Origin of the sequence: Pseudomonas sp. LAMO17WK12:I10 (assembly GCF_900215185.1) — a bacterium.
Lineage (GTDB): Bacteria > Pseudomonadota > Gammaproteobacteria > Pseudomonadales > Pseudomonadaceae > Aquipseudomonas > Aquipseudomonas chlororaphis.
The window spans coordinates 26,205-51,862 of sequence record NZ_OBDX01000009.1; the positions used below are offsets into that span (position 1 = coordinate 26,205).

Consider the following 25,658-nt stretch of genomic DNA (forward strand, 5'->3'; position numbering starts at 1 on the left):
TCAGACAGGCTCGGGCTTGGCGGTCGGCAGGTCGATGCCCGGGAAAATCTTGATCACCGCCGAGTCGTCCTCGCGGCCGAAACCGGCGCTGGAGGCCTGCATGAACATCTGGTGCGCGGTGGCCGACAGCGGCAGCGGGAATTTGCTGGCGCGGGCGGTATCCAGCACCAGGCCCAGGTCCTTGACGAAAATGTCCACCGCCGACAACGGTGTGTAGTCAGCCTTGAGGATGTGCGGCACGCGGTTCTCGAACATCCAGGAGTTGCCGGCGCTGTGGGTGATCACTTCGTACAGGGCGTCGGCGTCCACCCCTTCGCGCAGGCCCAGGGCCATGGCTTCGGCGGACGCGGCGATGTGCACCCCGGCCAGCAGCTGGTTGATGATCTTGACCTTGGAACCCAGGCCGTGGGCATCGCCCAGGCGATAGACCTTGCCCGCCATGCCGGCGAGTATCGCTTCGGCCTTGGCGTAGGCCGCAGCCGGGCCGGAGGTCATCATGGTCATCTCGCCGGCGGCAGCCTTGGCCGCGCCGCCGGAGATCGGCGCGTCGAGGTACAGCAGGCCCTGCTCGGCCAGGCGCTCGCCCAGCTCCACGGCGTAGGTCGGCGCCACGGTGGCGCAGCCGATCACCAGGCTGCCGGCACCCAAGGCCGACACGGCGCCCTCTCCACCGAACAGCACGGTTTCGGTCTGCTCGGCGTTGACCACCACTGTGATGATCACATCGCAGGCCTCGGCCATCCGCGCCGGCGACGCGCAGGCCACCCCGCCTTCGCTGGCGAACTGCTGGGTGACCGCTTCACGCACGTCACAGGCATGCACCTTGAAACCCGCGCGCAGCAGCGAGCGGGCAATGCCCAGGCCCATCGCGCCCAGGCCGACAACACCGACATTCTTGTTATTCATGGGGTACTCCAGGGAAGACAGCGGCTTGCTCCACGCCGGCAAGGCGCGGGCGGCGGGCCGCGAGGTAAAGGGCAGCACGGGCGGCAGGGGCGACAGGGTCGCCTGGCGGGTGAATCGAGACCTTGTCGGACATCGAGGGGCCGTCCTGTGATTTGTTGTTATCAGGTGTGGCCTGATCATCCACCAATGAACGAATTATGTGAAGTATTTTTTCAATCTAACATTTATTAACATTGCCGAACATGGACGCCAGACAACTCGTGACAGCCTTGCAGCCCGCGCAGAATCAAACGGACGAGCGGTAGCCCATTGCGACCAGCGAACTGATCTGCGTCAACCAGGCGTCTACACTCGAGACCGATGCTGTTAGGCGCAACATCACCGATCAGTGGTACCGCCCTTCATCGCCCCCTCATTGACGGTGGGCACGGGACGGCGCTGTATGGTCAATCCGCAATGCTTGAACAAGGATATTCAACATGGCAAAGATCAATGTATTGGCTGGTGATTTTCTACAAGGGAATGGCGAGTACCGACAGGGCGTCTTCAAGCTGCCGACCGTGACCAACCCCTCCCCGGGCGTCGAGGTCAAAGCCTCCGCATTCAAACACCTGGAAATCGCGACACAGGACAGCATTACCAACAGGGACGCCATTGGCTACGGCATCGCCGGGGCCATGCTGCTGGGTCCGGTGGGTGCGCTTGCGGGCTACCTGATAGCCGGCAAGGAAACCGAGGTGACCTTCATCGGCACCTTCAAGGATGGCCGCAAACTGCTGGCGGCCACAGACAGCGAAACCTACCGGGATATCGAAAAACGACTGACAGCCTAGGGTCCGTCGCCTGCCCATGCCCGCGACTTCGGGCATGGGCTTCTCCCCTTCCCTACACCGATTCCGCTTCGCCCGGCCCAGCCCGGCGTTGCTGGCGTTTGCCTTCCAGCCAGATCACCAACCCCAGCAGGCTGCCACCAGCAATCAGCAGGCTGACGAACCAACCCAGGGTGTCCGCCAGTTGGGTGAAGAACAGCGTGTACAGCTGGATGATGAAGAAGGTCGCGCCATAGCCCACCAGCATGGAAAAGCGCAGGCGAATGCCCAGTGCCAGCAAGCCCAGGCTGAACGCCGCCCACAGCCCATTGAACAGCACCAGTTCGCCGGCCTCGGCCAGGTGCCACGGACCGTCGATCAGGTCGTAGCTGCCGAACAGCGACAGCAGCCACAACGACATCTGGGCCATGAACAGCCCGGCAGAAATCCACACCTTGGCAAAGCCGCGATAACGGGCCAGCGTCGAGGCCTCGCCCCACAGATGGACAAAGCCGAACAGCACCATGGCCAGGGCCGCGCCGAGGAAGCGCAGCGGGTAGTTCATGCCGAACCAGTAGGCGCCCCACCCCGACTCATAACCGCTGCGCCCGCCGAACCAGATGAAGAACAGCACGCTGCACAGGGTCAGCAGCAAGGCGTTGTTCAGCACATAACTGAGCGCCAGCAACAGCAGCAGGTCCACCAGCAACAGCGCCGGCCAGTTGCCCGAGCCGTCGGAGTAGATCATGCCCAACACCAGGCTCAGGCCGATCAGGGCAAAACCGCCGAGCAACTCCAGGGTCGCGCCGAGCAGTTTCAGTTGTTTGCCCAGCAGCCAGCGCCCGGCGACGAACAAGCCGACCATCAACAGGCCGAGGCCGCCCGCCAGTTTCGGTAAGGTGAACGTCAGGTGTTCATGCAGCAGGATCAGCAAGCCCGCCGCCAGGCTGATGGCGCCGAAGGTCAGGAACCAGCGCCCCAGGGAACGCCAGTCCCAGCGGGTCTGCGGATACAGCTCGGCGATCCGCGCGTGGGCCTGGGTGTCGATCAGGCCGTCGCGCAGCCATTGGTCCAGGGCGTTGTGCATCTGGCGATTACGGCGATCCGGGTTCATTGGCCAGCCTCCCCGGCGCGCAGCGCGGTGCGTTCGAACAACCAGCCCAGGAGCATGCCGAGGGCGCCGGCCACGGCAAAAAACACCGCGGCGCTCAGCTGTTCCCAGGCGTACTCATAAAAGCGCGTGTACAGGTCGATGCCGAGGAACACCACGCCAAAACCGGTGAAGCTGGGGTGCTTGAAGCGCGCGCCGAGTACCAATTGGACGATGGCGCCCAAGGTGAACAACAGGGTCCAGGTCAGGGTCTGGCGGTAAGCTTCCTCCAGGCTGAGGAACCACAGCGAACAGTTGAAGTACAACAATCCGAAGATCACATACAGCCGTCCGAAGCCACTGAACCGGCGCAAGGCGTGATCCTCGGCGCGCTGGTGCCATAGCCCCAGGAGCGCGACCAGCGCGGCGATCACGGCCATGGAGCGCGGGTCCTGGATGCCGAAATAGTAAGTGCCGGAACCGCCATACCACTCCCACGAACCCAGGCCGTGGAAAACGCAAAGCAGGCCCAGCAGCAGCGGCCAGCGCAGGCGATAGCCATAGGCGGTGGCAATGCTCAGGGCGGCGGTGACCAGCAGCGCCAGGGGCAGGTTGCCGAAGTCGCCGGTTTCGCTGTCGGAGCTGCCCAGCAGCAGGCTGGCGCCCATCAGGATCAGGCCGATGGTCAGGATCGCCACCCCGGTGACCGGCATGCGCCGCGCCGGATCGCGGGCCAGGCGCGCGCCGATCAGCCAGAGCCCGACACCGGCGGCGAAAAACAGCACCGCCCCCACCAGTACCGACTCGGCCAGCAGGCCAATGCCGCCCAGCACCGCCATGCCGATCAGCAACACCGCGCCGATGCCCAGCCATTGCAGGACCGTGGACAAACGGTGTTCGGGACGTTCGTACAGGGCGCCGAGCCGCTGCTGCGCCTCGGCATCGATCAGGCCACGGTGGCGCCAGTCGGCGATTTCGTGGAGCAACATCTGCTGGGTGGTTTTTCTCATGGCGCTCTTGGTTCAAGGTGTGGACATCGGCCGCAAACCGGCCGTCGACTCTGCAGCATAGCCGAGCCTGTGCCTGGCAAGACGCCCCGCGGCGCTAACGCGGCACGCCGCGCCCATGAAAAAGGCCGCCCCGAGGGCGGCCTTGTTTTCCAGCCAGCGGCATCACCTCGCCCTGGGGCAAGGGTACGCCGAGCCAGACGCGCGCCTGTCACCGCAAGGCCCTACTCCGCGGTCGTCGGATCGATGATCGAGGTCACCCGCGATACCCGGTCCGCCGGAAAGCCGCCTTGCCGGGCATGCTCGCGGATGAGCTCCTCGTTTGGCGCGATATAGACGCAGTAGATTTTGTCGCCCGTGACGTAGCTGTGCAGCCACTGCACCTGCGGCCCCAGTTCACCAAGCACCTTGCAGGACTTTTGCGCGATCCCTTGCAGATCCTGCGCCGACAGCGCTCCAGCTCCCGGTATATCGCGTTCAATGACAAATTTAGGCATGACAACCTCCAGTTCTGTGTCCCGCTCTTGCTGAAGCAAGAGCTTCAGGCCGATCGCCAATGGCTATTGCCTGCCGATCACCGCCGCCAGCAACGGCGCGGCCTGTTCATCGGTCAGCGCCGGGTGCACGTCCATCCTGAGCAGGTCGCTCCACTCCAGCACCCATTTCTGCATCAGCGTGAGATCGTCGGTCTGTGCGACACCAAACCCCGTCATACCGCCGACGGCATGCCAGCGTCCCAGCATGCTCACCCCTGCGGGTGGCGCCCCACCCGTCTTGAGAAATCGCTCGATCGCACTGTTACGACGTTCGGGGCTGATTGACCAACTGACAATGAATAACATCTGCCACCTCCTGCGAAACGGGCGCCCGTTGTTCGTTGCGTGCGCCAGGCAGGCACCGTGACCACGACCACGCATCGGTATCGCCCCGCCTCTCGGCCGGCCCGAAACCATTGCCCCCTAGGGAAGGCATAGCAGCCTGCCGCTGCCGACGCATGACCGTCGATCCTGTTGCCGGGCACTCGCGCCCCAAGCGCGAACGAGCGAAGCCGCGATCCATGAATGGCTATGCTTGATCTGTTGCAGCAAGCAATCCCGCCGCCGCAATAACGGGCGGCGACGGCTGCCCCCTTTTCGTCAACGCCCCCCCAGCGCCGCGCGACATCGGCAAGGAGCGGTTCGAGATGCAATTGATCAGCGTGAACATCGACAAGCCGGAAGCCACCAACTTCATTTTCGGCCAGACCCACTTCATCAAGTCCGTCGAAGACATCCACGAAGCCCTGGTCGCCAGCGTGCCGAACATCGCCTTTGGCCTGGCCTTTTGCGAAGCCTCCGGCCAATGCCTGGTGCGCTGGTCCGGCAGCGATCCGACGATGATCGCGCTGGCGCAAAAGAACGCCCAGGCGATCGCCGCCGGCCACAGCTTTATCGTGTTTCTCGGCGACGGTTTTTATCCGTTGAACGTGCTCAACGCCCTGAAGATGGTGCCTGAGGTGTGCCGCATCTTCTGCGCGACCGCCAACCCGAGCCAGGTGATTCTCGCTGAAACGGCGCAGGGCCGGGCGGTGCTGGGGGTGGTGGATGGCTTCTGCGCCAAGGGCCTGGAAGGCGACGACGACATCCTGTGGCGCAAGAACCTGCTGCGGCAGATCGGCTACAAGCAGTGAGGGTCGTGCAAGATTGCCCTCTGCGCCGACCGGCTACTCGGACGGCGTAGTCCGGCAACTCTTGCGCTGACGGATCTCCTGCTCCGAAGGGCGCTCCTTGACGAACTCGAAGCGCGGCTCGCCCTCGTTGTAAGTGATCAGCCAGCCCCAGTCCAGCTCGGACTCATCCTGGCCCGGTTTCGGCGGCGTGGCCCACCACGGCTCTTTGCTGACGATCTGGCGCATGCCCTCCTCCCATTGATTCGGCCCCATCAACTATAACGTGCAGGCCCTGAGGCACGCGGGTTTCGGCTGACCGGCGGCTGCCCCGACCGTCACCGCGCCAGCGCCCATTCGGCCAGCGGCCGATAACGGCCCTTATGCGACTCGTACAGGGCGAAGTGCCGGGCACTCAGGTGAAAATCCGCAGGGGTCTGGGACTCGGGAACTGGCGCCCGATAGTCGCGCATCAAGGTCAAGTGTGGGCGAAACTCCCGCGGCGAATCGACCAGCCCAAGGGGCAGCAGCGCTTCCTGCAAGGCATACACCAGCTGACGCAACGCCAGCGGCGCCTGTGCCGGCGCCAGCAACAAGACCCCGGCCCGGCGCCAGACCTCCAGGCGGTCGAGCGGGACGTACAACGCCTCACCGGGCGTTCGCACGTTCGCCGCCGCGGCGCAGATCCGCGGAATCTGCGCCACCGCGACCGAGCCCAGGAACATCAGGGTCAAATGAAAGTTTTCCGCCGGCACCGGCCGGCCGCTCCTGAGCCCAAGCGCGCCGCGCCACTGGGCAATGGCCCGGCGCTGGGTGGCGGTGCAGGGCAAGGCGAAGAACAGCCGCTTGAACGGCTCGCCCTGCTCGCGGGACGCATCATTCATGCCCTGTCCTCCCCATTCAGTTCGGGCGAAGTGCTGTCTGTCAGGTCGCTTCCCCACCGGCCCTCTGCGACTCGCCCACCGGGAATCCCGGGCCGGTTTAGCCCTTTCCTGAGTTCAGCATAAAGAAGGCAACAAGATGCCGCGTCTGTCGGCATTCGGTCATTTTTATCGGTTGTAATGCCCATTGACGTCCGCCCCACGCAAAGGAAGAGCCCGATGAGACTCGCGTCCTACAACGTTGAAAACCTGTTCAACCGCGCCAAGGCCATGAACCTGGAAGGCTGGGCCGAAGGCAAGCCGGTGCTGGAGCGTTTCGCCAAGCTCAACCAGCTGCTGGGCGAGCCCATCTACACCGACCAGGACAAGGCGCAGATGGTCAAGCTGCTGACCGAGCTGGGCCTGAGCAAGTCAGACACCGGCCCCTTTGTGATCCTGCGGCAGAACAAAGGCAGCCTGGTCAAGCGGCCCAAGGCCGGTGGCCTGGAGATTGTCGCCAACGGCCGCACCGAGTGGGTCGGTTCGCTGGAGCTGATCGAGGCCCCGGTGGACCTGGAAGCTATGCGCAATACCGCGCGGGTGATGATCGACCTGCAAGCCGATGTGCTGGCGGTGGTCGAGGCGGAAAGCCGCCCGGCCCTGCGCGACTTCAACACCGAAATCATCGGCGCCCTGGGCGGCCCGCTGTACTCCCATGTGATGCTGATCGACGGCAACGATACACGGGGCATCGATGTCGGCCTGATGACCGCCGCGGGCTACCCCATCGGCCAACTGCGCAGCCATGTCGACGACGCCGCGGCCAACGGGGAGCTGATCTTTTCCCGCGATTGCGCGCAGTTCCAGATCCCGTTGCCTTCTGCAAAACAAAAGGACAAGCAGCTGATCGTCCTGGTCAACCACCTCAAGAGCAAAGGCTTCGGCGGCCTTGCGGCCTCGGCGAAAAAGCGCCTGGCCCAGGCCGAGCGGATCAAGCTCATCTACCAGGCGCTGGTGGCCCAGGGCGAGGCCTATATCGCGGTGGTCGGCGACTTCAACGACACCCCGGACAGCGCGCCGCTGGAGCCCTTGCTCAAGGGCACGGACCTCAAGGATGCCTTTGTCCATCCGGCCTTCGATAACGGTGGTTACCCCGGTACCTTCGACACCTGCAAGGCGGCGAACAAGATCGACTACCTGCTGCTCTCCCCCGCGCTGTTCGCCACCGTCACCGCCGGCGGCGTATGGCGCAAGGGCATGTGGCCGGGCAGCCAGCCCAAGCGCTGGGAGGTCTACCCGCAGCTGGACAAGAAGGAAAACGCCGGCTCGGACCACGCGGCGGTGTGGGTCGACCTCGACCTGTGAGCCGCAGGGCCCCGTTTAGCGATGGCCCCGGAGCGCCTGCGGGTCAACGCCGCCCTTGCAACGCCTCGACCAACGCCGCCGAAGCGTTGTACAGCGGCACCCGGCCCTTGAGCAGGATCTGCGCGCTGCGCCGGTAGGCGGCCGCGTCGATGCGCATCGAGGCACCCTCCTCGCGCGCGGTGATCAAGGTGTCCAGCACCCCCGCCGGGTTTTCGATCGACACCGGGTATTCCGCCGTGGTGGCGCCCAGGGGCTTGGGCGCCTTGAGCAGTTCGTGGGCCACGGTGCCTGGCGCCAGGCAGGCGGCGGCCAGGCAGCAGCCACCGGAGACGGCCAGCGAAGGATGGGCATTTTGCGGGGTGAAATACCGGGTGTTGATATCGCCCGCGCCCTGGGCCGGGCTGACGATGCAGATCTTCGGCAGGGTTTCGCTGCGCTGCAACTCATCGGCACTCATCAAGGCGCCGCCGCGATTGCGCAGTTGCATGCGCAGGCCGCCCTCGACCATCAAGCCGATCAAGCGCGCCTTGAAGTCGGCATCGGCGTCCAGTTGCGCCGGGGTTTCCAGGCCCGTCTTGCCCAGGTCCGCGGCCTGGACGATGACCATTGGCACCGCCACGTCGAGGCAGGTGGCGCGCACGCCATCGAGCAGGTCGATGCGTTGCCCAGTGGGAAACAGCTGGCCGGTCTTGGCCCCCACCGGATCGCTGAGAAACAGGTCGACCCCGGGGAACACGCCATTGACCCCGGGAATGCGCGTATCGCTCAGCAGGCGACCGTCGCGAAACGCCAGGCGCGCAAGCATGGTGGTCTGGGTATTGCTGTTGAAGATCTCGATCTGCGCGCTGTCCTCGTCCGCGCTCAGCCAGCCACGCTCCAGGGCGTACAGGGGCAAGGCCGCCGACATGTTGCCGCAGTTGACGCTCCAGTCGATCGCGCTTTTACCCGCCGCCAGCTGCGCCAGGGTGCTGACCATCCGCGCCTCGCCGGGCTGGCGCTCGGCGATGAACACCTTGTTGCTGGTGGGCCCGCCACGGCCCAGGCCGGTGATCTGATTATTGCCCGGCAGCTCGCCGCTCAACGGCACCCCCATCAGGTGGCGCAACAGTTCTTCGACCAGCAACGGGTCCTCGGGCAGGGTTTCGCGAGCCAGGATCAAACCGGTGGAGGTACCACCGCGCGCATGCCAGACAGGGAATTCAACGATGCCGGCGCGGATTTCGGGAAGGTCCAGTTCAAAAGGCATGATCGGGCTCGCAGTGAGGGACGACAGGCAGCGATCATAAACCGCGGCCTGGGCGAGCGCAGCTTTCAAGGAAAAAACGGGGGGGCCGCTTGGGTGCGGCCAGAATACCGTCTGTTTCCATTCTCTCTATACTGGCTTCCCTGAATGACAGTCAGAGCGCAAATGATGCCCGCCACAGCCGATAAAAATTCCCAGGTCATTTTGGTCCTGGCTCGACAAAGCGACTTGGACAATCTGGTAGCCATTCGAATGGAGGCCATGCGCGAAAGCCTGGAGCGTGTTGGACGATTTGATCCGGTGCGCGCGCGCGAACGTTTTCTTAGCGGCTTTGAAGCCCGCAATACACGCTACATCGAGGTATCTGGAGAGAAGGTTGGTTTTGTCGTGGTCAAGCACCGGGACAATGAACTCTTGCTCGACCACTTGTATGTGAGACCGACCGCGCAGGGATCAGGGATAGGCTCTGCGGTTCTCGTCCAGATTTTCAAAGAGGCGGATGTGGCTGGGCTCCCTATCAGAGTGGGTGCCCTCAAAGGCAGCGCTTCGAATCGTTTCTATACCCGCCACGGTTTTCAATTCATCGAAAGCGCTGAATTCGATAATTACTATGTTCGTCAGTGCGTTTCGACAGTGGGCCTGTCGCGCTGATGTCCCCTGCTGCAAGGCTTTGCAAGCCTGCAAAACCTTCACTCTTCGCCGTTGACCGGCTACGCCACCCCATCTGCCCTCCAATGACCTGGTTACGTGGCATCGGCCAATGACTTCGCGTGCGTAGCAAAATCATCCTGTATCTGTTGGAACCCGCAGCGCAGGTAAAACGCGGCGCCCTCTGGTGTATCCGTAGATAGGCGTACCACACAAAATCGCTGAGCCGCGCGCTCCAAAAGCCGCTGCACCAGGGCTTTGCCCACATTCCGGCCCCTTGCTGCACGCGCGACATATACCCTCCGTAGCCTGCCGATATCCGGCCTGGCATAGGGGTCACGAGTAAGGCCACCGACGGCAATCAGTTGCCCGTTGCGAAAGGCGCCCAACAGGCACTCACCCGGTTGATCGAACCGATTCGACCCGTTCTGCCACTCTGCAACCAAGCGCGTGAGAAACCTGAAACCGTCCGCAACTGCCTCCGCTTCCAGTACCAGGACTTGCGGAACAAGCGCTGAAATCTGGCGTATCGCCAGTTCGTCCGTTGACATAACCATTCGATATCCTTGTGTGGGTGGGTATCGGCCAAAAGGAGTCATTCCTCAGATCTATTAAACTAGGGACGATTCCGGGTGGGGTTCACGGCACCGCCCTTAGGCTCTGTACGAAATCCAGAGGAACCCAATCGCCGCCCCTCAGGAGCTGATTTTTCGTAGAGTCTCCGGTCATCTACGGCATCTCGGATCTGTGGCAGATCTCTTCGGGGAGCGCCTGACCGACACCCATGGGAAGGTAGCGGTGATGGCTCAGGGCGTGAGGATCTCGTCCCCGACTCCAAAGTGCCTATGGGCGCATCGTTCGAGGGTTCTGACGGCGATCAGATGCTTGATGCCAAAAATAAGCGGAGAGTTGATTCTGGCAAGCGATGAGCAGACATTTTTTTGCGATTTACTCTGATACGCTGCTGAAGCACTCGCTTACAGGAGTTGTTCGCATGATTGGCAAGTTAATTTCGACGGGTTTCAGTTTGGCCACCTTGCCCGCCCGCCTGACTTTTCGCAGCGTCCGCGCCTTGGCCATGACGCCTGCCGAAGCCAGCCGCCTGCTGGCGGACATGCGGCAGGCATCGGATCAGGCGGTGCAGGAACTCCAGGGGCTGTTGGCCAATGTCGATGCGGACATGACCCACAAAACGGCGCACCTCAGTGCTGCCGACAAGCGCCTGGCAGCCGAACTAGCCCTGCACGCCGCCGAACAACACCTGAACATGGCCGCGATCAACATTCTGCGGGCCGTCTGGCTGACACTTCACTCGACGCCGAACTTGCCGCCAAGCGAGCTTGATAAGCGGCTTGAACAGACACGTAACGACTAACAGACTGTCCGGCGGATCGGTCGATCCGAGCGAGAAATGGGAGTTCAGCATCCTTGAATCGGCAGCTATTGGCCGAACGCGCTCGTTCGCGGATGTTGGCTTTCGGCCAGAAGCCGCCAGTCACGGCGACTGGCAAGCGAACGCCGAAAAACGCGGCTTCGCTGGCCCTTCTCGCCCCGACTGCCGATATTCGTCGCCATCACGGACATGACCACCGAACGGCCTCAAACCCTACCGTTTACTGAAGGCAAGACGAGCCGCGAACAGCACGAGAATCATGCCAGTGGCGCGATCCATCCAGGTAATCACCTTCTCGCTGCGCAACATTTTGGCCAGCGGCCGGGTCGCGCCAATCAGGATGATCGACCAGAGCAATCCGATGACGACGTGAATGCTGACAAGGCCAAACGTCCAGGTAATCAATGGCTGACCTTGCGGAATGAATTGGGGGAGGAAAGAGACGTAGAAAATACCGATCTTGGGGTTCAGAAGATTGCCCATCATCCCCTTGAAGAACCAGTTCGTCGTTGCCTTGTCAGTACCGCCGGCAGGGGACAACGATTGCCGGGGCCGCAACAGCATGTTGAGCCCAAGCCAGGCCAGATAGGCCGCACCGCAGTATTTCAAGACATTGAACGCCAGCTCTGACACGGCGATCAGTGCCCCCAGTCCAAAAGCCACGGCTGCGCCCCACGACAGGCAGCCCGCATTGATGCCAAGGGCCGCGCGTAAAGCCTGCTGCTTTCCTTCCACAGTGGCCGTTCGCAATACCAGGGCGGTGTCGAGGCCGGGCGTCAGGGTCAATAGTGTCGCGGCAAACGTGAAGGCAATAAGGTTGTCGAGGAAAGGCATAGGTGAGTCTCAGCCAGAGGTAGGCGAAAGATTATCCTTGAAAGGCAGCCGATTGAAATTCATGCCGACGCGCATCCCTTCCTGCACCTGGCCCATCAGCCCCTGACTGCAAACCGCCCTATTCCCGCCAGCCAAAACTAAGCCCGCCGCGCCAACAGCAGCACCGAAGCCGCCGCCGACAACAACGCCGCGCAGCAGCGGTTGAAGATTCTCTTGCCCCGTGGCTCGGCGAACCAGCGGCGCAGGTGCAGGCCCATGTAGGCGTAGGCGCTGATGGCGATCCACTCCAGGGCCAGGAACAGTGCGCCGAGCACCAGGAACTGGGCGGGAACCGGGGCTTGCGGGTCGACGAACTGCGGCAGGAAGGCAGTGAAGATCAATATCGCTTTCGGATTGCCGATAGCAATCAGGAACTCCTGCCGAGCCAAGGCCAGCAGGCCCAATGGCGCGGTCTTGTTCTCGGCCTCGACCTGGGTATCCGCCGTCCACAGCTGATATGCCAGGTACAGCAGGTAGCCGGCGCCGAGAATCTTGATCCCATGGAATAGCAGTTCCGAAGCTTGCAGCACCACCGCCAGCCCGGCCGCCGCCAGGGCGATCATCAGGGCAAAGGCGGCCAGCCGCCCTACTCCCGCCAGGCAGGAGGCGCGAAAGCCATAGGCGGTGGCGTTGCGGATCGACAACAGGTTGTTCGGCCCGGGCGCCATGTTGAGGGCGAAACAGGCCGGGAGAAACAGCACCAGGGTGGCAAGGTTCATGGATAAATCCGTCGGCTGATGGCTTGAATTCCACACCCGCCAACCGGGCGGGTGCGAGGCCACAAGCCTGCCCAATCCAGGGCATGCCGTCGAGACTCTTTTTTGTCGATGCTCGGCCAACAGCCGCGGCCGGTTCCAGGCGGATGGCGCGCGGGGCACCTTGCCTGCTTGTCGCGCCACCCTGCCCGGCCAAACCGAACTGATTTACAATGCCATTCTTTTTTTCTGGCTCAGAGGCTGGCGATTCGTGGATGCCCTGTCGCTTGTCTACAAGCACCTGACCGAGTGGGTGATCGCCCCTGTCACCGCGCAGTTTCTCGGCATTTTCAATCTGAACGGCCGCCTCGGAGTCCTGTTCCTGTGCGTGTCCTACGGCGTCGCCTATGGCCTGTTCCGTTTCCGAAAGCGCCGCGGCCTGAGCCACGCCCAGTCGTTCTGGCAATTCCTCGGCGGCGGCTGGGTGCACCTGCATTCCTCGGCGCTGCTGGATTACCGCTACTACTTCGTGCGCGCCATCCTCAAGGTTGCGCTGGTGCTGCCCATCGTCCATCTGGTCGATCCTTACATCCTGCGCTCCGGGGACTACCTGGCCTTTTTCAGCAACCTCTGGGGTGAGCGCCCGCGCCTGGGCCAGAACCTGGGGCTGGCGCTGCTCTACGGGCTGGGGGTGTTCCTGCTCAAGGACTTCATCCATTACTGGGCGCACCGGGCGTTTCACTCACGCTGGCTGTGGGCTTTCCACAAGGTCCATCACTCGGCGCCGGTGCTGGTACCGGCGACGGCGAGCCGGGTGCACTTCGTGGAAAAGATCGTTGAGAAGCTGAGCATCAGCCTCGGCCTGGGCCTCTACGCCGGCTGCTTCTGGTATGCCTGCGGCGGCGAGATCGGCCGCTACACCCTGTTCGGCGTGACCTACCTGATATTCATCTTCAACAGCCTGGCGGCCAACCTGCGCCATAGCCATGTCTGGCTGTCGTTCGGCCCGCGGCTGGAGCATGTGTTGAACAGCCCGGCCCAGCACCAGATCCATCACAGCGACGCGCCCCGCCACTTCAACCGCAACTTCGGCACCAACCTGTCCCTGTGGGACTGGATGTTCGGCACGCTCTACGTCACCTCCTCGACACCCGAGCCGCTGCGCTTCGGCACCGGCGAGCAGGACCAGCGGCGTTACCTGACGGTCTACAGCCTGATCGTCACGCCCTTCGTCGATACCGCGCGCAAGCTCCTGGCGAAACGCCCGCGCGGGGTGGCGCCCGAGACGCCCTGGTCATAGCCGGGGCGACAGCTATTGCTCGAAGCGACTGCTGGCATCACGGTCACGCTCGTAGCGCCTGGCGAGTGGAAACGCCGGCAGCCAGGACTCGCGACGAATAGTCCAGCTTTCATAGCTGGGCTTGAGTTGGTCGGGGGCGTCCAGGGCGCCCAGGTTCACTTCGATTTCGTCGGCGCTGCGGGCGAACACCGACGAGCCGCAGCGCGGGCAGAAAAACCGCCCGGCGTAGTCGCGGGTCTCGCCCTCGACGGTCACCGCGTCCTCGGGGAAGATCGCCGAGGCATGGAACAGCGCGCCATGGTGCTTGCGACAGTCGAGGCAGTGACACAAACCGACCCGGTATGGCGGCCCCGACGCCACGAGCCGCACCTTGCCGCACAGGCAACCGCCGGTGAATCGTTCCATGCCGTACCTCCTCTTGGGTCAAGCGTTGGTGGTGGCTGGCCAGGGCCGCGTCCAGTCATGGCGTCGGCTTGGCGGGCGCTGGCAGGATGCCGGCCCGAGGCTCCTCTTTCTGCGCCTTGCGCTGCAACTGATTGCGCCAGATCCGATAAGCGCGGATGCCGGCGCGTACCGAGGGAAACAACAATCCCTGCTCCAGCTCGCGCGCCAGGCCTGAACGCACCAGCATCCGCAGGAATGTCCCATGCGGCCGGGCGATGCCCAGGATGATGCCTCGGGCCAGCAGAGTGTCGCGCAGCTCCCTGAGGGCAACGATGCCGCTGACGTCGATCGAAGTCACCGCCTCGGCGACCAACAGCACGGCGCGGGGCTCGGGCTCGCGTTCGACCGCCTCGAGCAGGCGCGCCTTGAAGTAGTCGGCGTTGAAAAACAGGATCGCGTCGTCGAAGCGATACACCACCAGCCCCGCCAGTGTGCGCGCCTGCGGGTATTGGCTGATATCGACCTGGCCTTCGATCCCGCGCACCCAGCCCAGCACCGCGTCGGTGGGCTGGTAGATGCTTTTGAGCAGCCGCAGGATCGCCAGCAGCACCGCGACGATGATGCCCGGCAGCACCCCCACGCCAATCACCCCCAGGGTGGTCAGCACACACAGCCAGAATTCGAAACGGCTGAGCTTGCGGATGACCCGCATCGCCTGGATATCGATCAGCCCCCAGCCGGCCATCAACAGCACCGCCCCCAGCGCCGCCTGGGGAATCCAGGCCATGGGCGCGGTGAAGAACAGCAAGATCAGGGCAATCACCAGGGCGGCGATGATCCCCACCAACTGGCTCTTGCCGCCCACCATGTTGTTGACCGCCGTACGCGAATCGGCGCCGCTGATGGCGAAACCGCTGGAGACCCCGGCGGCGATATTGGACACCCCCAGCGCCAGGAACTCATGGTTGGCATTGACCGTGTAGCCGTTCCTGGCGGCGAAGCTGCGGGCCGTCAGCATCGCACTGCAAAAACTCACCGTGGCGATCGCCAGCGCATCGCGCAGCAGCCGTTTCAATTCGCTCAGGTCGGTCTCGGGCCAGCTCAACTGCGGCATGCCCGAAGGAATCGGCCCCAGTACGGAGACCCCGTAGCGGTCCAGGCGCAGCACCCCGACACACAGGGTGGCGATGGCCACTGTCACCAACGCCGCCGGCAACCTGGCAAAACGCCGCGGCAGCCAGATCAACAGCGCCAGGGCGCCCGCCCCGATGGCCAGGGTCGGTAGATGGGTTTCGCCAAGCCGCTGCAGCATGTTCAGCAGGCTGAGAATGAACCCGTCGCCTTCGATCTTGTAGCCCAGCACCTTGCCCAGTTGCCCGGCCAGCAGGCTCAGGCCGATGCCGTTCAGATAGCCGATCAGGATCGGCCGCGAGAAAAAGCTGGCAATAAACCCCGCCCGGGCGATGCCGGCGCCGATCAGCATCAGGCCGACCAGCACCGTGACAATCACCGCCAACTGCGCCAGGCGCTCGGGATCGCCCAGCGCCAGGGGGGCGATCGCGCCGGCGACCATGGCGCAGGTGGCCGCATCCGGCCCGACCATCAACTGCCGCGAACTGCCCACCAGGGCATAGACCATCATCGGCAGCACGCAGGCGTACAAGCCGTACTGGGGCGGCAACCCGACGATCTGGGCGTAGGCGATGGCAATCGGGATCTGCACGGCGGCCACCGACAAACCGGCCTGCAGGTCGTACCTGAACCATTCGCGGCGGTATTGCAGGAGATTGGCCAAACCTGGCAGCCAGCGGGCAAGCAGCATGGAGGCACCTTTGATCAGAGGCTTTGCGGACGCGAAACCTCGGGCCCGGGATAAGAGCTAAGCAGAGTCGGTTTTCTTTGCAGGCTTTTCAACACAATATCGGCGGATCGATCGGGCCCTGGCAACCCGCGCCCGCGGCCCTGCCCGGTCATCTGGCAAAAGCACAAAATCGCCATGTGTTTCCTTCGTTCTTTCATACGTCGCAGTTCTCACTGCGCATTTCATTGCACCTCTCACCGCCCGTTCCTGCCTGTCTGGAGTTCCCTCGATGCCCTCGCCCAAATCCCTGCCCACCGCGCTGCTGGGCCTGGCCCTTGTCTGTCCAGCCCTGGCCGAAGCCCAGGGCCTGGAACTGGGGCAGGTGCTGATCGGCGCCGAGGAGCGCAGCGGCGAAGACGCATCGATCGAGGAGGCCAAGGCGCGGCTGGCCCAGGTGCCTGGCGGCAGCAATGTGGTGGACCTGCGCGGCCCGCTACAGGGCCGCGTGGCCAGCAACCAGGATGTGCTGGCGTATCAGCCGGGGGTCTATGCCCAGTCCGCGGGCAACGAAGGGGTGAAGATTTCGATCCGCGGCTCGGGGATCAACCGCGCGCCGGGCGCCCATGCCTCGGGGCTGTACACGATGCTCGACGGCCTGCCGCTGAGCGGCCCGGGCGGCACGCCCTATGAGTTACTGGAGCCGCTGTGGCTCGAGCGGGTGGAAGTGCTACGCGGCGCCAACGGTTTCGACCGCGGCGCCCTGGCCCTGGGCGGCGCCATCGACTACATCAGCCACACCGGCTACGACGCGCCGAAGTTGCAGGTGCGCTACGCCACCGGCAGCCACGGTTATCAGCAGCGCCAGGTCAGTTCCGGGCAGGTGCTGGGCGACTTCGACTACTACCTGTCCCTGACCGACGCCCGCTCCGATGGCTACCAGGACCACAGCGCCAGCAAGAGCCAGGGGGTCGTCGCCAACTTCGGCTATCGCTTCAACCCGAACCTGGAAACCCGCTTCTACATCCGCCATCGCCAGACCGACAACGACCTCGCCGGGCGGGTCACCAAAGGCTCCATCGAGCACGACCCGCGGGCGGCCAACCCGGCCTACGTGACGCGTAACGACAGCCGCGACCAGCCGGGCAGCACCTTTATCGGCAACAAGACCACCTGGTATATCGACGACGACTCAAGTATCCAGACCGGCCTGGTCTACCACGACTACCCCATGGACCTGCGCGAAGGCCCCAACCGCCTGAAGGTGGCCTACACCGACGTCAGCGGCACCTTCGACTACAAGCGCCGCGACACCCTCTGGGGCCTGGAAAGCCACAGCACCCTGGGCCTGCGCGTGACCAAGCACCTACCCAACTCAGGGGCCAGCGAGTTGGTGCGCATCCCCGGCGGCAACACCGCCGGCTACGCGCCGGGTACCCACATGCGCAACTTCACCTACCAGGGTTCGGACAGCGTCCTGCATCTGGGCAATGACCTGGAAATCGCCGACGACCTGTGGCTGACCACCGGCCTGGCCGCCATTTACACCCGCCGCGAAAGCGCCGTGACCTACCCCGACGGCGGTGGCAAGACCAGCCTCGGCGACTGGGACTACGCCCCGCGCCTGGGCCTGCGCTACCAGCTGACCCCCGACCTGCAACTGTTCGGCAACCTCAGCCGCTCGGTCGAGGCGCCACACCCCTGGTCGCTGATCTACAGCTCCAACATTCGCTTCCCGGCCGGCAGCGGCGCCGCCACCGGCACCCAGCGCGACCCGATCAAACTGCAAAACCAGACCGCCACCACCCTGGAACTCGGCGGCCGTGGCGACAGCGCCATCGGCCAATGGAGCCTGGCCTGGTACTACGCCCAGGTGCGCCACGAACTGCTCTCGGTCTTGCCGGACGCCAATGCCACCACCCCCTACGAGCTCAACGCCAGCCCCACCGTGCACCAGGGCGTGGAAGCCAGCCTGCACAGCAAGCTGTGGTCAGGGAAAGACGGCGGCCAGCTGAGCCTGCGCCAGAGCTACACCTTCAGCGACTTCCACTACCGCGACGATGAACGTTTCGGCGACAACCGCCTGCCGGGCCTGCCGATGCACTACTACCAGGGTGAGTTGCGCTACGACTGGCCCCTGGGCTTCTTCGCCGCGCTCAACACGCAACTGGTGTCCAAGGTGGCGGTGGACTACGCCAACAGCTATTACGCCGATCCCTACGCGCTGTTCGGCGCCACCCTGGGCTACAACGCGCCCAAGGGCGACTGGCAGACCTGGCTCGACCTGCGCAATCTGACCGACCAGCACTACGCCGCCACCGTCACCCCGGGCTACGACGACAAAGGCCTGGATGCCGCGCGCTCGACGCCGGGGGAAGGCATGGCGATGTATCTCGGGGTGTCGTGGAGCCTGCGTTAAGGCCAGGGCGGCCAGGCGTGGGCAGGCGATCCGGTTTGGCGGGCAGCCTGAAGCCACCCGGAAAAGGCGCGCTATCAGCCCTCGGAGGACACCACGGCCTCGGGACTGGATTCGGCAGCCAGCTTCAATCGGTCGGCCTTGCTGATGTATTTGGGCTTGCTGCGCGGCGCCAATTTGGCACTGGCCTTTTTCGCGTTAGCCTTTAATAGCTGATTGATTTTTTTACGACGGTTCATGGTTTGCTACTCGGTTGGTCAGTTCTTGAATGATATCAGCCAAACATACCGGACCCGACTCCTGTCGTGCTCCCCACCGCTGAGGAGATGACCGCGGCAGCACTCCCCTGCTGCCACCTTCCAACCCATCCGTGAAACCAAAGTATGGCTGCGCGATACCCATGGACGATGGTGCGGGATATTGCCTGGGAATAGGGTTTGCGGACCGGTACTTCGGTCTTGTTGCGAAAAGCCTTGCGCCCTTCGCGAGAGCGTTCGTACCGGCCCTCATTCGCCGCGAGAGCGGTACCCAGACGAGAGCTATCACCATGACCGACGAAACCCAAGGAACTACCCGCCGAGCCCTGATGAACGCCGGCGTGGCGGCTGCCGCGCTGGCGGTGGCCGTGCCTGCCCTGGCGGCTCAATCGAGCCAGGCCGAAACACCCGCGAACGGCGGCTCGCGCCGCCAGGACCAGGGCTCGGGCTATCTCACGCTCAAGGACGGCACGCGTCTTTTCTACAAGGACTGGGGCAGCGGCCAGCCCATCGTGTTCCATCACGGCTGGCCGCTGTCCGGCGACGACTGGGATACCCAGATGCTGTTCTTCCTCGACAAGGGCTATCGGGTGATCGCCCATGACCGACGTGGTCATGGCCGCTCCAGCCAGTCCGCGGTGGGCAATGAGATGGACACCTATGCCGCCGATGTCGCGGAGCTGGCAGCCCACCTGGACCTCAAGGGCGCCGTGCATATCGGCCACTCCACCGGTGGTGGCGAGGTGGCCCGCTACGTCGCGCGCCATGGTGGCGGTGGTCGTGTGGCCAAGGCGGCGCTGATCGGTGCCGTACCACCCATCATGCTGCGCACCGACAAGAACCCGGGCGGTTTGCCACTGAAGGTTTTCGACGGCTTTCGCGAGGCGCTTGCGGCAAACCGCGCGACCTTCTACCGGGAAGTGGCCGCCGGCCCCTTCTACGGCTTCAACCGGCCGGGGGCCAAGGTTTCCGAGGCGCTGATCGACAACTGGTGGCGCCAGGGCATGAACGGCGGCGCCAAGGCGCAATACGACTGCATCAAGGCGTTTTCGGAAACCGACTTCACCGAGGACCTGAAGATGATCGAGGTGCCCACCCTGGTCCTGCACGGTGAAGACGATCAGATCGTGCCCATCGACGACTCGGCGCGGCTGTCCATCAAGCTGCTCAAGCGCGCAACGCTGAAAACCTACCCCGGGCTGCCCCATGGCATGTGCACCACCCATGCCGAAACGATCAACGCGGACCTGCTGGCGTTCATCCAGGGCTGATGGATCGGCCGCCGTAACCTCGTGGCGAAAAGCTCCGGAGGCAGTTGCTCCGGAGCTTTTCGCCGAAGGGTTCGCCGCCGCGTGGGGACAGGTCGCAGGCTCTCAAGGCCAAGCGCGGCGCTGAACGTCAGGTGCCCGTTGCGAGATACGCCGGCAGCGTGAATTGCACCAGCGCGCCACGTGGCAGGTTTGCGCTGGCCCACAGGCGACCGCCGTGGCTATCGATGATCGAACGGCAGATCGACAAGCCCATGCCCAGGCCGGTGGCCTTGGTGGTGTAGAACGGCGCGAAGACCCGCTCGGCGTTCTCTTCGGCGAACCCTGGCCCGCTGTCGCCGACCGTCAGCCGCATCCCGTCCGGCTCGTGCGCGGTGCTGATCAGCAGCTGGCGCTCGCCATCGGGCACGCCGCCCATGGCCTCGAAGGCATTGATGATCAGGTTGAGCAGCACCTGCTGCAGTTCCACCCGATCCGCATTCACCAGGGGCAAGCCGTCGCTGAGCCGGGTACGCACCACCGCGCCATGCTTGATGGCTTCGCCGCGGGTGAACTCGACCATCTCGCGCACCGCCGCGTTGACGTCCACCGGCTGTTTCTGCGGCGGCGCCTTGCGGATCAGCTCGCGGATGCGCCCCAGCACGTCCGCCGCCCGATTGGCATCCTTGATGATGCGCCCCAGTACCTGGCTCACCTCCCCCAGTTCCGGCGGTTGCGCGCCCAGCCAGCGCAAGGCGGCGTTGGCATTGGTCACAGTGGCGGCGATCGGCTGGTTCACTTCGTGGGCGATGGACGCCGCCAGTTGCCCCATGGTGGCCACGCGGTTGGCGTGGGCCAGTTCCGTCTGCACCTCGCGATAGCGCCGCTCGCCGTCGCGGACCTGCTCCTCGGCCTGCTTGCGCTCGGTCAGGTCGAGTACGAAGGCAACCCCTTCCTGCCGGCTGGCCTCGAAGGCCGCCAGGCCGACGATCACGGGCAGACGGCTGCCGTCCTTGCGGATGTATTCCTTCTCGAAGGGTTGCGCGCGGCCGGTGCGCACGGCCGCGGCGAGGGCCGCCTGGCTTTCCGCACGGCGCTGCGGCGGGGTCATTTCGTTCCAGCGCACACGCCCGGAAACCAGATCGTCGCGCTCGTAGCCGACCATGCGCAGGAAGGCATCGTTGGCCTCGATGATCTCGCCATCGGCACTCCAGACGATAATGCCGATGATATTGGCGTCCACCAGTCGGCGGATCTTCGCCTCGCGTTCGGCCACATCGCGGTACAGGCGCGCGTTCTCCAGCGAGATCGCCGCCTGCGACGCCAGCAGCCGCAAAACGGCGATTCGCGCCGGGCTGAACGCGCCGGCGGTGAGGTTGTTCTCCAGGTAGAGCGCGCCGATGAGCTTGGCCTGATTCATCAACGCCAGGCACAGGATCGACCGCGCCCCGCGCTGGTGGATATAAGGGTCCGCAGCGAACCCGGGGTCAGCCGTGGCGTCCTCCAGGCACAGGTGCTCCCCGGTTCGCAGCACCTGGTAGAGCACCGACTCCGCCAGCGCGGCCGCGCTCACCGGCCCGTCGCGCAACTGGGTGGGGCCATTAGCGGTGTCCGCTTCCGCGGCGATGCGTGGTTCGCCGGCCTCGGCGAGAATGAGCAAGCCACGCTCCGCGCCGGCCTGCTCGATGGCCGTGCGCATGACCATGTCGATCAGTTTTTCGAGGACGATCTCGCCCGAGGCGGCCTGGGAAACCTTGAGCACCGTGGCCAGGTCCAGGTGCTCCACCGCCGTGGCGATGGTGGTGGTCGGGCCGGGTGCCACTTCTTCGTTGCGCAGGTGCCGGTGGAGCCTCTCCAACTGCCGGACCTTGCCGTCGGCGCCCCAGCGCAGGTAACCGTAGCGGGCGTCCTGCAGGTACAGCCGGGCAATCTTGCCGAGGCCGCGCGAGCCATAGAAGCGTGCCGCGAGCTCGTTGCCCAGCGCTTCGAGATGGACGAAGCCGCTGTCCTGCGCCAACTGGATGGACTGCTCGTAGAGCAGTTCCGCCTCGACCAGGCGCCCCTCGATGCGGGCGATTTCCGCGCCCACCAGCGCCACCCGGCAAGCGAAGGTTTCCGCGCACTGTTGCGCCCAGGTTTGCAGCTGGCCATGGTGCTCGGCCAAAGCCTGCCGTTGCGCGGCCGACTCCGCGGTGGCGCCGGCATCCAAGCAGGCCGCCAGCGTCAGCGCGGCGTAGAAATGGTACTCGGCTTCCTCGAAGAATGACGACGCGACCCACATCAGCGCCTTGGCCTGCGCCGCGCAGTCCGCGGCCACGCCATAGTCGCCGGCCAGGTAGCGTGCCTGCAGTTTGCGCACCCAGTACTTGCACGCCGCCAGGACCAGGTCCGGCGTGCTGTTCAAGTGCGCCTCGAAGCGCGCTTCGTCGAACTGGCCATCGTCGAAGCAGCCAAAGCTCCGGGTCTGTCCCCGCAGCATGCGGATCAACGCCAGCTGGGTGCCGATGAAGTCGATGACCAGACCGAAGCGCACCTTCTGCGCGTAGGCCAGGCCGTGCTCGGCTTCGCCCTGCACCTCTTGCAGCGGTTCGCCGATAAACAGGAGGTCGGAGATGAGACCGTTGCCGGCATAGGCGCCATACGGCAGGTCGCCGACCCGGTTGGCCGCGACGAAGGCGCGATGCAGCAGCTCCCGGCACTCGCGCACCGGCCTCATCCAGCGCGCGACGAACATCGAGAAACACAGGTAGGTGCTCGCCTCGAAGCGAGTCAAGCCACGCCGGTCGACCAGCTCGCAGCCCAGGCGGCCGAATCGGTAGCCCGCCTGATAGTCGCCGAAACGCCGGCCGGCCACTCGCCCGACGTTGGCATACAGCACGCAGGAAGCATCGCAGTTGCCGCGCTCCATACTCAGGCTGACCGCCTTGCAGATGGTCAGGCAGGCCAGGTTGGCATCGGTCTGCAAAGCCGGTGCGAAGAGCTTGCTCAAGGCGTCGAGGGTGACCAGCGAGGCTGCGTCTTCCATCAGCGGCAGGTCGATGAGTTGCTCGATGCTGCGCTCGCCCAGCTGCGTCCATATCTGCTGATACTCGCGGCGCACCTCTTCGTCGTCCGGGTGGGGTGACCAATCGATACCGACCTGGCGCAAATACGCCAGGCACACCCCTACCGCACGGTCACTGCGACCAAGCAGCAGGCAGACGTCCATCTGCAGGCAGGCCACCGCCGCGCGATGCACCGTGGTCATGGCGCGCTGCGCCAGCGCAGTGAGGCGCTGGTCGGCCAGCATCAGTTGACCGGTGAGGAATTCACACTCCGCGCGATTGAGTTCCAGGGCGAAGCGCAGTGCGTGGCGGCGCTCCCAGCAATCCTCGTCGAGCAACTCCGCGCCGGTGCCCAGGTAAGCCAGTGCCGAGGCATAGGCGGTGGACGCCTTGGCGCGCTGGCCGGCCAGCAGGTTGAACTCGGCCAGTTGCTCACGCTCGTCGCGCGCACTGATCAGACTGGCGCCACGGTTGAGCTGGCCGACGATCTCGAAGATGGCGGTCTCGCGCCGTTCCACGGGCGTCTGCGCCGCCAGGAGCCGGCCGATCCGCAGATGCGCCTCGGCACGGGAGGTTTCGGCGATCAGCGAATAGGCGGCTTCGTGGATGCGGTCGTGGGCGAACGCACAGGCGCCCTCCTGTCGTTCGACCAGCTCCTGGCGGACCGCCGCCCACAGCACCCCATGGACCCGCGCCGGCGGCAGATCCAGCACGGTAGCCAGGGTGTCGATCTGCGCCACGTTGCCCAGGCACGCCAGTTGCTGGAGCGCCTGCCGGGTCTGCGCTGGCAGGCGCGCGAGCTTGCCCACCATGAGGTCGACGACGTTGTCGGTGTAGCCCTTGGCGTGGATGCGCTCCGGCTCCCAGCGCCAGCGGCGCGCCGCATGGTCGTAGCTCAGCAGCTCTTCCTCGGCCAGCGCCTGGAGAAACTGGATGACGAAGAATGGATTGCCAGCGGTCTTGTCCTGCACCAGCCCGGCCAGCGCGACGATGCTGGGTGGCGGGCAACGCAGCGCCTCGGCGATCAGCTGTTCGATGTGCGCCCTGGCCAGCGGAACCAGCCTGATTTCATCGACGCGCACGCCGGCATGACGAATGGACTGCAGCTTGCGGGTCAGCGAATGGCTGGCATCCACCTCGTTGTCCCGGTACGCGCCCACCAGCATCAGGTGGCGCAGTTCCGAGTGGGTCAGCAGGTCTTCAAGCAGGTCGAGGGTCGCCGCATCCAGCCATTGCAAGTCATCGAGGAACAGCGCCAGGGGATGATCGGCACGGGCGAAGACGCCGATGAAGCGGCGAAACACCAGGAGGAAACGCCGCTGCGCCTGTTGCGGCTCCAACTCCGGCACCGGGGCCGGCTCGCCGATGATCAGCTTCAGCTCCGGAATCAGGTCGGTCATCAGGCGGGCGTTGGGGCCCAGCGCTTCCAGCAATGCGCTGCGCCAGCCGGCCAGAACCTCGTCGCTCTTGCCCAGCAGCGTGCGGACCAGGTCCTGAAAGGCCTGCACCAGCGTCGAGTAGGGGATGTTGCGCTTGTACTGGTCGAACTTGCCGGACGCGAACAGCCCGCGTGGAGGCACCAGGACCTTGTGCAGTTCGTTGACTACCGAGGACTTGCCGATTCCGGAGTAGCCGGACACCAGCACCAGCTCCGGGGCGCTGCTCTTGACGATGCGCGAGAACGCCTCGACCAGGGTCTGCACTTCGCGCTCGCGGCCGTAGAGTTTCTCGGGAATCAGCAGCCTGTCGGGCGTGCCCTGCTCGTCCAGGGAGAATGCCTCGATGCGCCCCTCGCCCTGCCAGTCGGCCAAGCAGCGGCGAAGGTCGTGCTCGACCCCGGCGGCGCTCTGGTAACGCTCTTCGGCCGTCTTGGCCAACAGCCTCATGACGATTTGCGACAGCATCAGCGGCACGCCGGCCACCCGCTCGCACGGTGGCAGCGGCTTGCGCGCGATGTGGCAGTGCACCCACTCCATCGGGTCGTTCGCGCTGAACGGCAAGACGCCAGTGAGCATCTGGTAGAGGGTAATGCCGAAAGAGTAGAGATCGCTGCGCGAGTCGATGGAGCGATTCATCCGTCCGGTCTGCTCGGGCGCCATATACGCCAGGGTGCCGGCGATGGTCTCCGGCGGCTCGGGCGCCTGTCGTTCCCGTGGCAACCGGGAAGCCAGGCCGAAACCGGTCAGCCGTGCCTGGCCGTCGCGGCAATTGACCAGCAGGTGATTGGGCTTGAGATCCTTGTGCACCAGGCCACGCTGGTGCAAGTGGCGCAGCGCCTCGGCGATGCTAATGGCCAGGCGCAGGCAAGCCTCTGTTTCCAGAGGGGCCAGCAGCAGGCGCGACAGCGGTTCGCCGCCCGGGTCGTCGAGCAGCAGGCGCGTCTGGCCGCCGTCGCGTATCAGCGCCTGGGGGCGCAGGGCCCAGGCACTGTCCAGGTCATCCTTGAGGCTGTATTCGTGAGCCAGTCGGTCGAGGGTCGCGGGTAGCGGCTGTTCAGCGGATGGCCGCACCAGCAGATGACTGTCACTGCCCTGCCCCGAGCGGCGAACCCGGGAGAACACCCGCTCGCCATCGTCCCACAAGATCTGCTGTCTGCTCGGCATCGGCATGGCACCGTTCATGGGGTTTGTGCTGCCGCGCGCAATCGTGGCCCGCGGCGTGTCTGGCAATCAGCGGCG

At 64.7% G+C, this 25,658-nt stretch carries 23 protein-coding genes; 8 read left to right on the forward strand and 15 right to left on the reverse strand.

The genetic code is table 11. The annotated features are described in order from the left end of the window. Complete coding sequence (gene ltnD, locus CRO75_RS12180) at positions 1-1,086, reverse strand: L-threonate dehydrogenase (RefSeq protein ID WP_256596202.1); 1,086 nt, start codon at positions 1,084-1,086, stop codon at positions 1-3. A 299-nt stretch (positions 1,087-1,385) separates the two neighbouring features. On the opposite strand from ltnD, the gene CRO75_RS12185 reads away from it, so the two are divergent. Then, positions 1,386-1,739, forward strand: coding sequence for a hypothetical protein (locus CRO75_RS12185; protein WP_007931870.1), 354 nt, complete (start codon positions 1,386-1,388; stop codon positions 1,737-1,739). 52 nt (positions 1,740-1,791) lie between these two features. On the opposite strand, the gene CRO75_RS12190 is transcribed toward CRO75_RS12185, so the two are convergent. The 4 genes from CRO75_RS12190 to CRO75_RS12205 all read right to left on the reverse strand — a co-directional run bounded on the left by CRO75_RS12190 (position 1,792) and on the right by CRO75_RS12205 (position 4,654). After that, positions 1,792-2,829, reverse strand: coding sequence for a DUF2157 domain-containing protein (locus CRO75_RS12190; protein WP_097135566.1), 1,038 nt, complete (start codon positions 2,827-2,829; stop codon positions 1,792-1,794). Continuing rightward, positions 2,826-3,815, reverse strand: a complete 990-nt coding sequence (locus CRO75_RS12195) for a DUF2157 domain-containing protein (protein WP_097135568.1) — start codon at positions 3,813-3,815, stop codon at positions 2,826-2,828. Before CRO75_RS12195 ends, CRO75_RS12190 begins: the two co-directional genes overlap by 4 nt. Positions 3,816-4,036: 221 nt before the next feature. After that, positions 4,037-4,309 carry a DUF4242 domain-containing protein gene (locus CRO75_RS12200; protein ID WP_097135807.1) on the reverse strand — a complete coding sequence of 91 codons (273 nt, stop codon included), beginning with the start codon at positions 4,307-4,309 and terminating at the stop codon, positions 4,037-4,039. Between the two features lie 63 nt (positions 4,310-4,372). Then, entirely contained in the window at positions 4,373-4,654 is a 282-nt protein-coding gene (locus CRO75_RS12205; protein ID WP_097135569.1) for a DUF3303 family protein, read from the reverse strand. A 341-nt stretch (positions 4,655-4,995) separates the two neighbouring features. On the opposite strand from CRO75_RS12205, the gene CRO75_RS12210 reads away from it, so the two are divergent. Further along, positions 4,996-5,481 carry an adenosine-specific kinase gene (locus CRO75_RS12210; protein ID WP_009043517.1) on the forward strand — a complete coding sequence of 162 codons (486 nt, stop codon included), beginning with the start codon at positions 4,996-4,998 and terminating at the stop codon, positions 5,479-5,481. A gap of 33 nt (positions 5,482-5,514) precedes the next feature. On the opposite strand, the gene CRO75_RS12215 is transcribed toward CRO75_RS12210, so the two are convergent. Next, entirely contained in the window at positions 5,515-5,706 is a 192-nt protein-coding gene (locus tag CRO75_RS12215; protein WP_097135571.1) for a hypothetical protein, read from the reverse strand. An 89-nt stretch (positions 5,707-5,795) separates the two neighbouring features. Continuing rightward, positions 5,796-6,341 carry an RNA 2',3'-cyclic phosphodiesterase gene (gene thpR / locus CRO75_RS12220; protein WP_097135573.1) on the reverse strand — a complete coding sequence of 182 codons (546 nt, stop codon included), beginning with the start codon at positions 6,339-6,341 and terminating at the stop codon, positions 5,796-5,798. Positions 6,342-6,557: 216 nt separating this feature from the next. Between thpR and CRO75_RS12225 the strand changes: the two genes are divergently transcribed. Then, positions 6,558-7,682, forward strand: coding sequence for an endonuclease/exonuclease/phosphatase family protein (locus CRO75_RS12225; RefSeq protein WP_097135575.1), 1,125 nt, complete (start codon positions 6,558-6,560; stop codon positions 7,680-7,682). Between the two features lie 43 nt (positions 7,683-7,725). Here CRO75_RS12225 and CRO75_RS12230 read toward each other — a convergent pair whose 3' ends face one another. Further along, a complete protein-coding gene (locus tag CRO75_RS12230) occupies positions 7,726-8,928 on the reverse strand; it encodes a PrpF domain-containing protein (protein WP_097135809.1) in 1,203 nt (400 codons plus the stop codon). Between the two features lie 165 nt (positions 8,929-9,093). Here CRO75_RS12230 and CRO75_RS12235 point away from each other — a divergent pair, with 165 nt between their 5' ends. Beyond that, positions 9,094-9,576 carry a GNAT family N-acetyltransferase gene (locus CRO75_RS12235; protein WP_097135811.1) on the forward strand — a complete coding sequence of 161 codons (483 nt, stop codon included), beginning with the start codon at positions 9,094-9,096 and terminating at the stop codon, positions 9,574-9,576. Positions 9,577-9,668: 92 nt separating this feature from the next. Here the strand turns inward: CRO75_RS12235 and CRO75_RS12240 are convergent, their stop codons facing one another. Next, on the reverse strand, positions 9,669-10,130 hold the full coding sequence (locus tag CRO75_RS12240; RefSeq protein WP_097135577.1) for a GNAT family N-acetyltransferase: 462 nt from the start codon (positions 10,128-10,130) through the stop codon (positions 9,669-9,671). A gap of 437 nt (positions 10,131-10,567) precedes the next feature. On the opposite strand from CRO75_RS12240, the gene CRO75_RS12245 reads away from it, so the two are divergent. Continuing rightward, complete coding sequence (locus tag CRO75_RS12245) at positions 10,568-10,948, forward strand: hypothetical protein (protein ID WP_009043509.1); 381 nt, start codon at positions 10,568-10,570, stop codon at positions 10,946-10,948. A 231-nt stretch (positions 10,949-11,179) separates the two neighbouring features. Here CRO75_RS12245 and CRO75_RS12250 read toward each other — a convergent pair whose 3' ends face one another. After that, positions 11,180-11,800 (reverse strand): LysE family translocator, encoded by a 621-nt coding sequence (locus CRO75_RS12250; protein ID WP_097135580.1) that lies wholly within the window; start codon positions 11,798-11,800, stop codon positions 11,180-11,182. 137 nt (positions 11,801-11,937) lie between these two features. Continuing rightward, positions 11,938-12,558 (reverse strand): LysE family translocator, encoded by a 621-nt coding sequence (locus tag CRO75_RS12255; RefSeq protein ID WP_097135582.1) that lies wholly within the window; start codon positions 12,556-12,558, stop codon positions 11,938-11,940. 247 nt (positions 12,559-12,805) lie between these two features. Between CRO75_RS12255 and CRO75_RS12260 the strand changes: the two genes are divergently transcribed. Further along, entirely contained in the window at positions 12,806-13,834 is a 1,029-nt protein-coding gene (locus CRO75_RS12260) for a sterol desaturase family protein (RefSeq protein ID WP_097135813.1), read from the forward strand. 12 nt (positions 13,835-13,846) lie between these two features. Here CRO75_RS12260 and CRO75_RS12265 read toward each other — a convergent pair whose 3' ends face one another. Continuing rightward, positions 13,847-14,239, reverse strand: a complete 393-nt coding sequence (locus CRO75_RS12265; protein WP_097135584.1) for a GFA family protein — start codon at positions 14,237-14,239, stop codon at positions 13,847-13,849. 55 nt (positions 14,240-14,294) lie between these two features. Then, positions 14,295-16,040 carry a SulP family inorganic anion transporter gene (locus CRO75_RS12270; protein WP_097135586.1) on the reverse strand — a complete coding sequence of 582 codons (1,746 nt, stop codon included), beginning with the start codon at positions 16,038-16,040 and terminating at the stop codon, positions 14,295-14,297. A gap of 268 nt (positions 16,041-16,308) precedes the next feature. Between CRO75_RS12270 and CRO75_RS12275 the strand changes: the two genes are divergently transcribed. After that, positions 16,309-18,435, forward strand: coding sequence for a TonB-dependent receptor (locus CRO75_RS12275; RefSeq protein ID WP_097135588.1), 2,127 nt, complete (start codon positions 16,309-16,311; stop codon positions 18,433-18,435). A gap of 74 nt (positions 18,436-18,509) precedes the next feature. Here CRO75_RS12275 and CRO75_RS12280 read toward each other — a convergent pair whose 3' ends face one another. Further along, on the reverse strand, positions 18,510-18,671 hold the full coding sequence (locus tag CRO75_RS12280; RefSeq protein WP_097135590.1) for a DUF2986 domain-containing protein: 162 nt from the start codon (positions 18,669-18,671) through the stop codon (positions 18,510-18,512). 308 nt (positions 18,672-18,979) lie between these two features. Here CRO75_RS12280 and CRO75_RS12285 point away from each other — a divergent pair, with 308 nt between their 5' ends. Next, positions 18,980-19,960: an alpha/beta hydrolase gene (locus tag CRO75_RS12285; protein ID WP_097135592.1), complete on the forward strand. Its 981-nt coding sequence runs from the start codon at positions 18,980-18,982 to the stop codon at positions 19,958-19,960. Positions 19,961-20,087: 127 nt separating this feature from the next. On the opposite strand, the gene CRO75_RS12290 is transcribed toward CRO75_RS12285, so the two are convergent. Further along, positions 20,088-25,583 (reverse strand): trifunctional serine/threonine-protein kinase/ATP-binding protein/sensor histidine kinase, encoded by a 5,496-nt coding sequence (locus tag CRO75_RS12290; RefSeq protein WP_097135815.1) that lies wholly within the window; start codon positions 25,581-25,583, stop codon positions 20,088-20,090. Positions 25,584-25,658 lie beyond the last annotated feature (75 nt).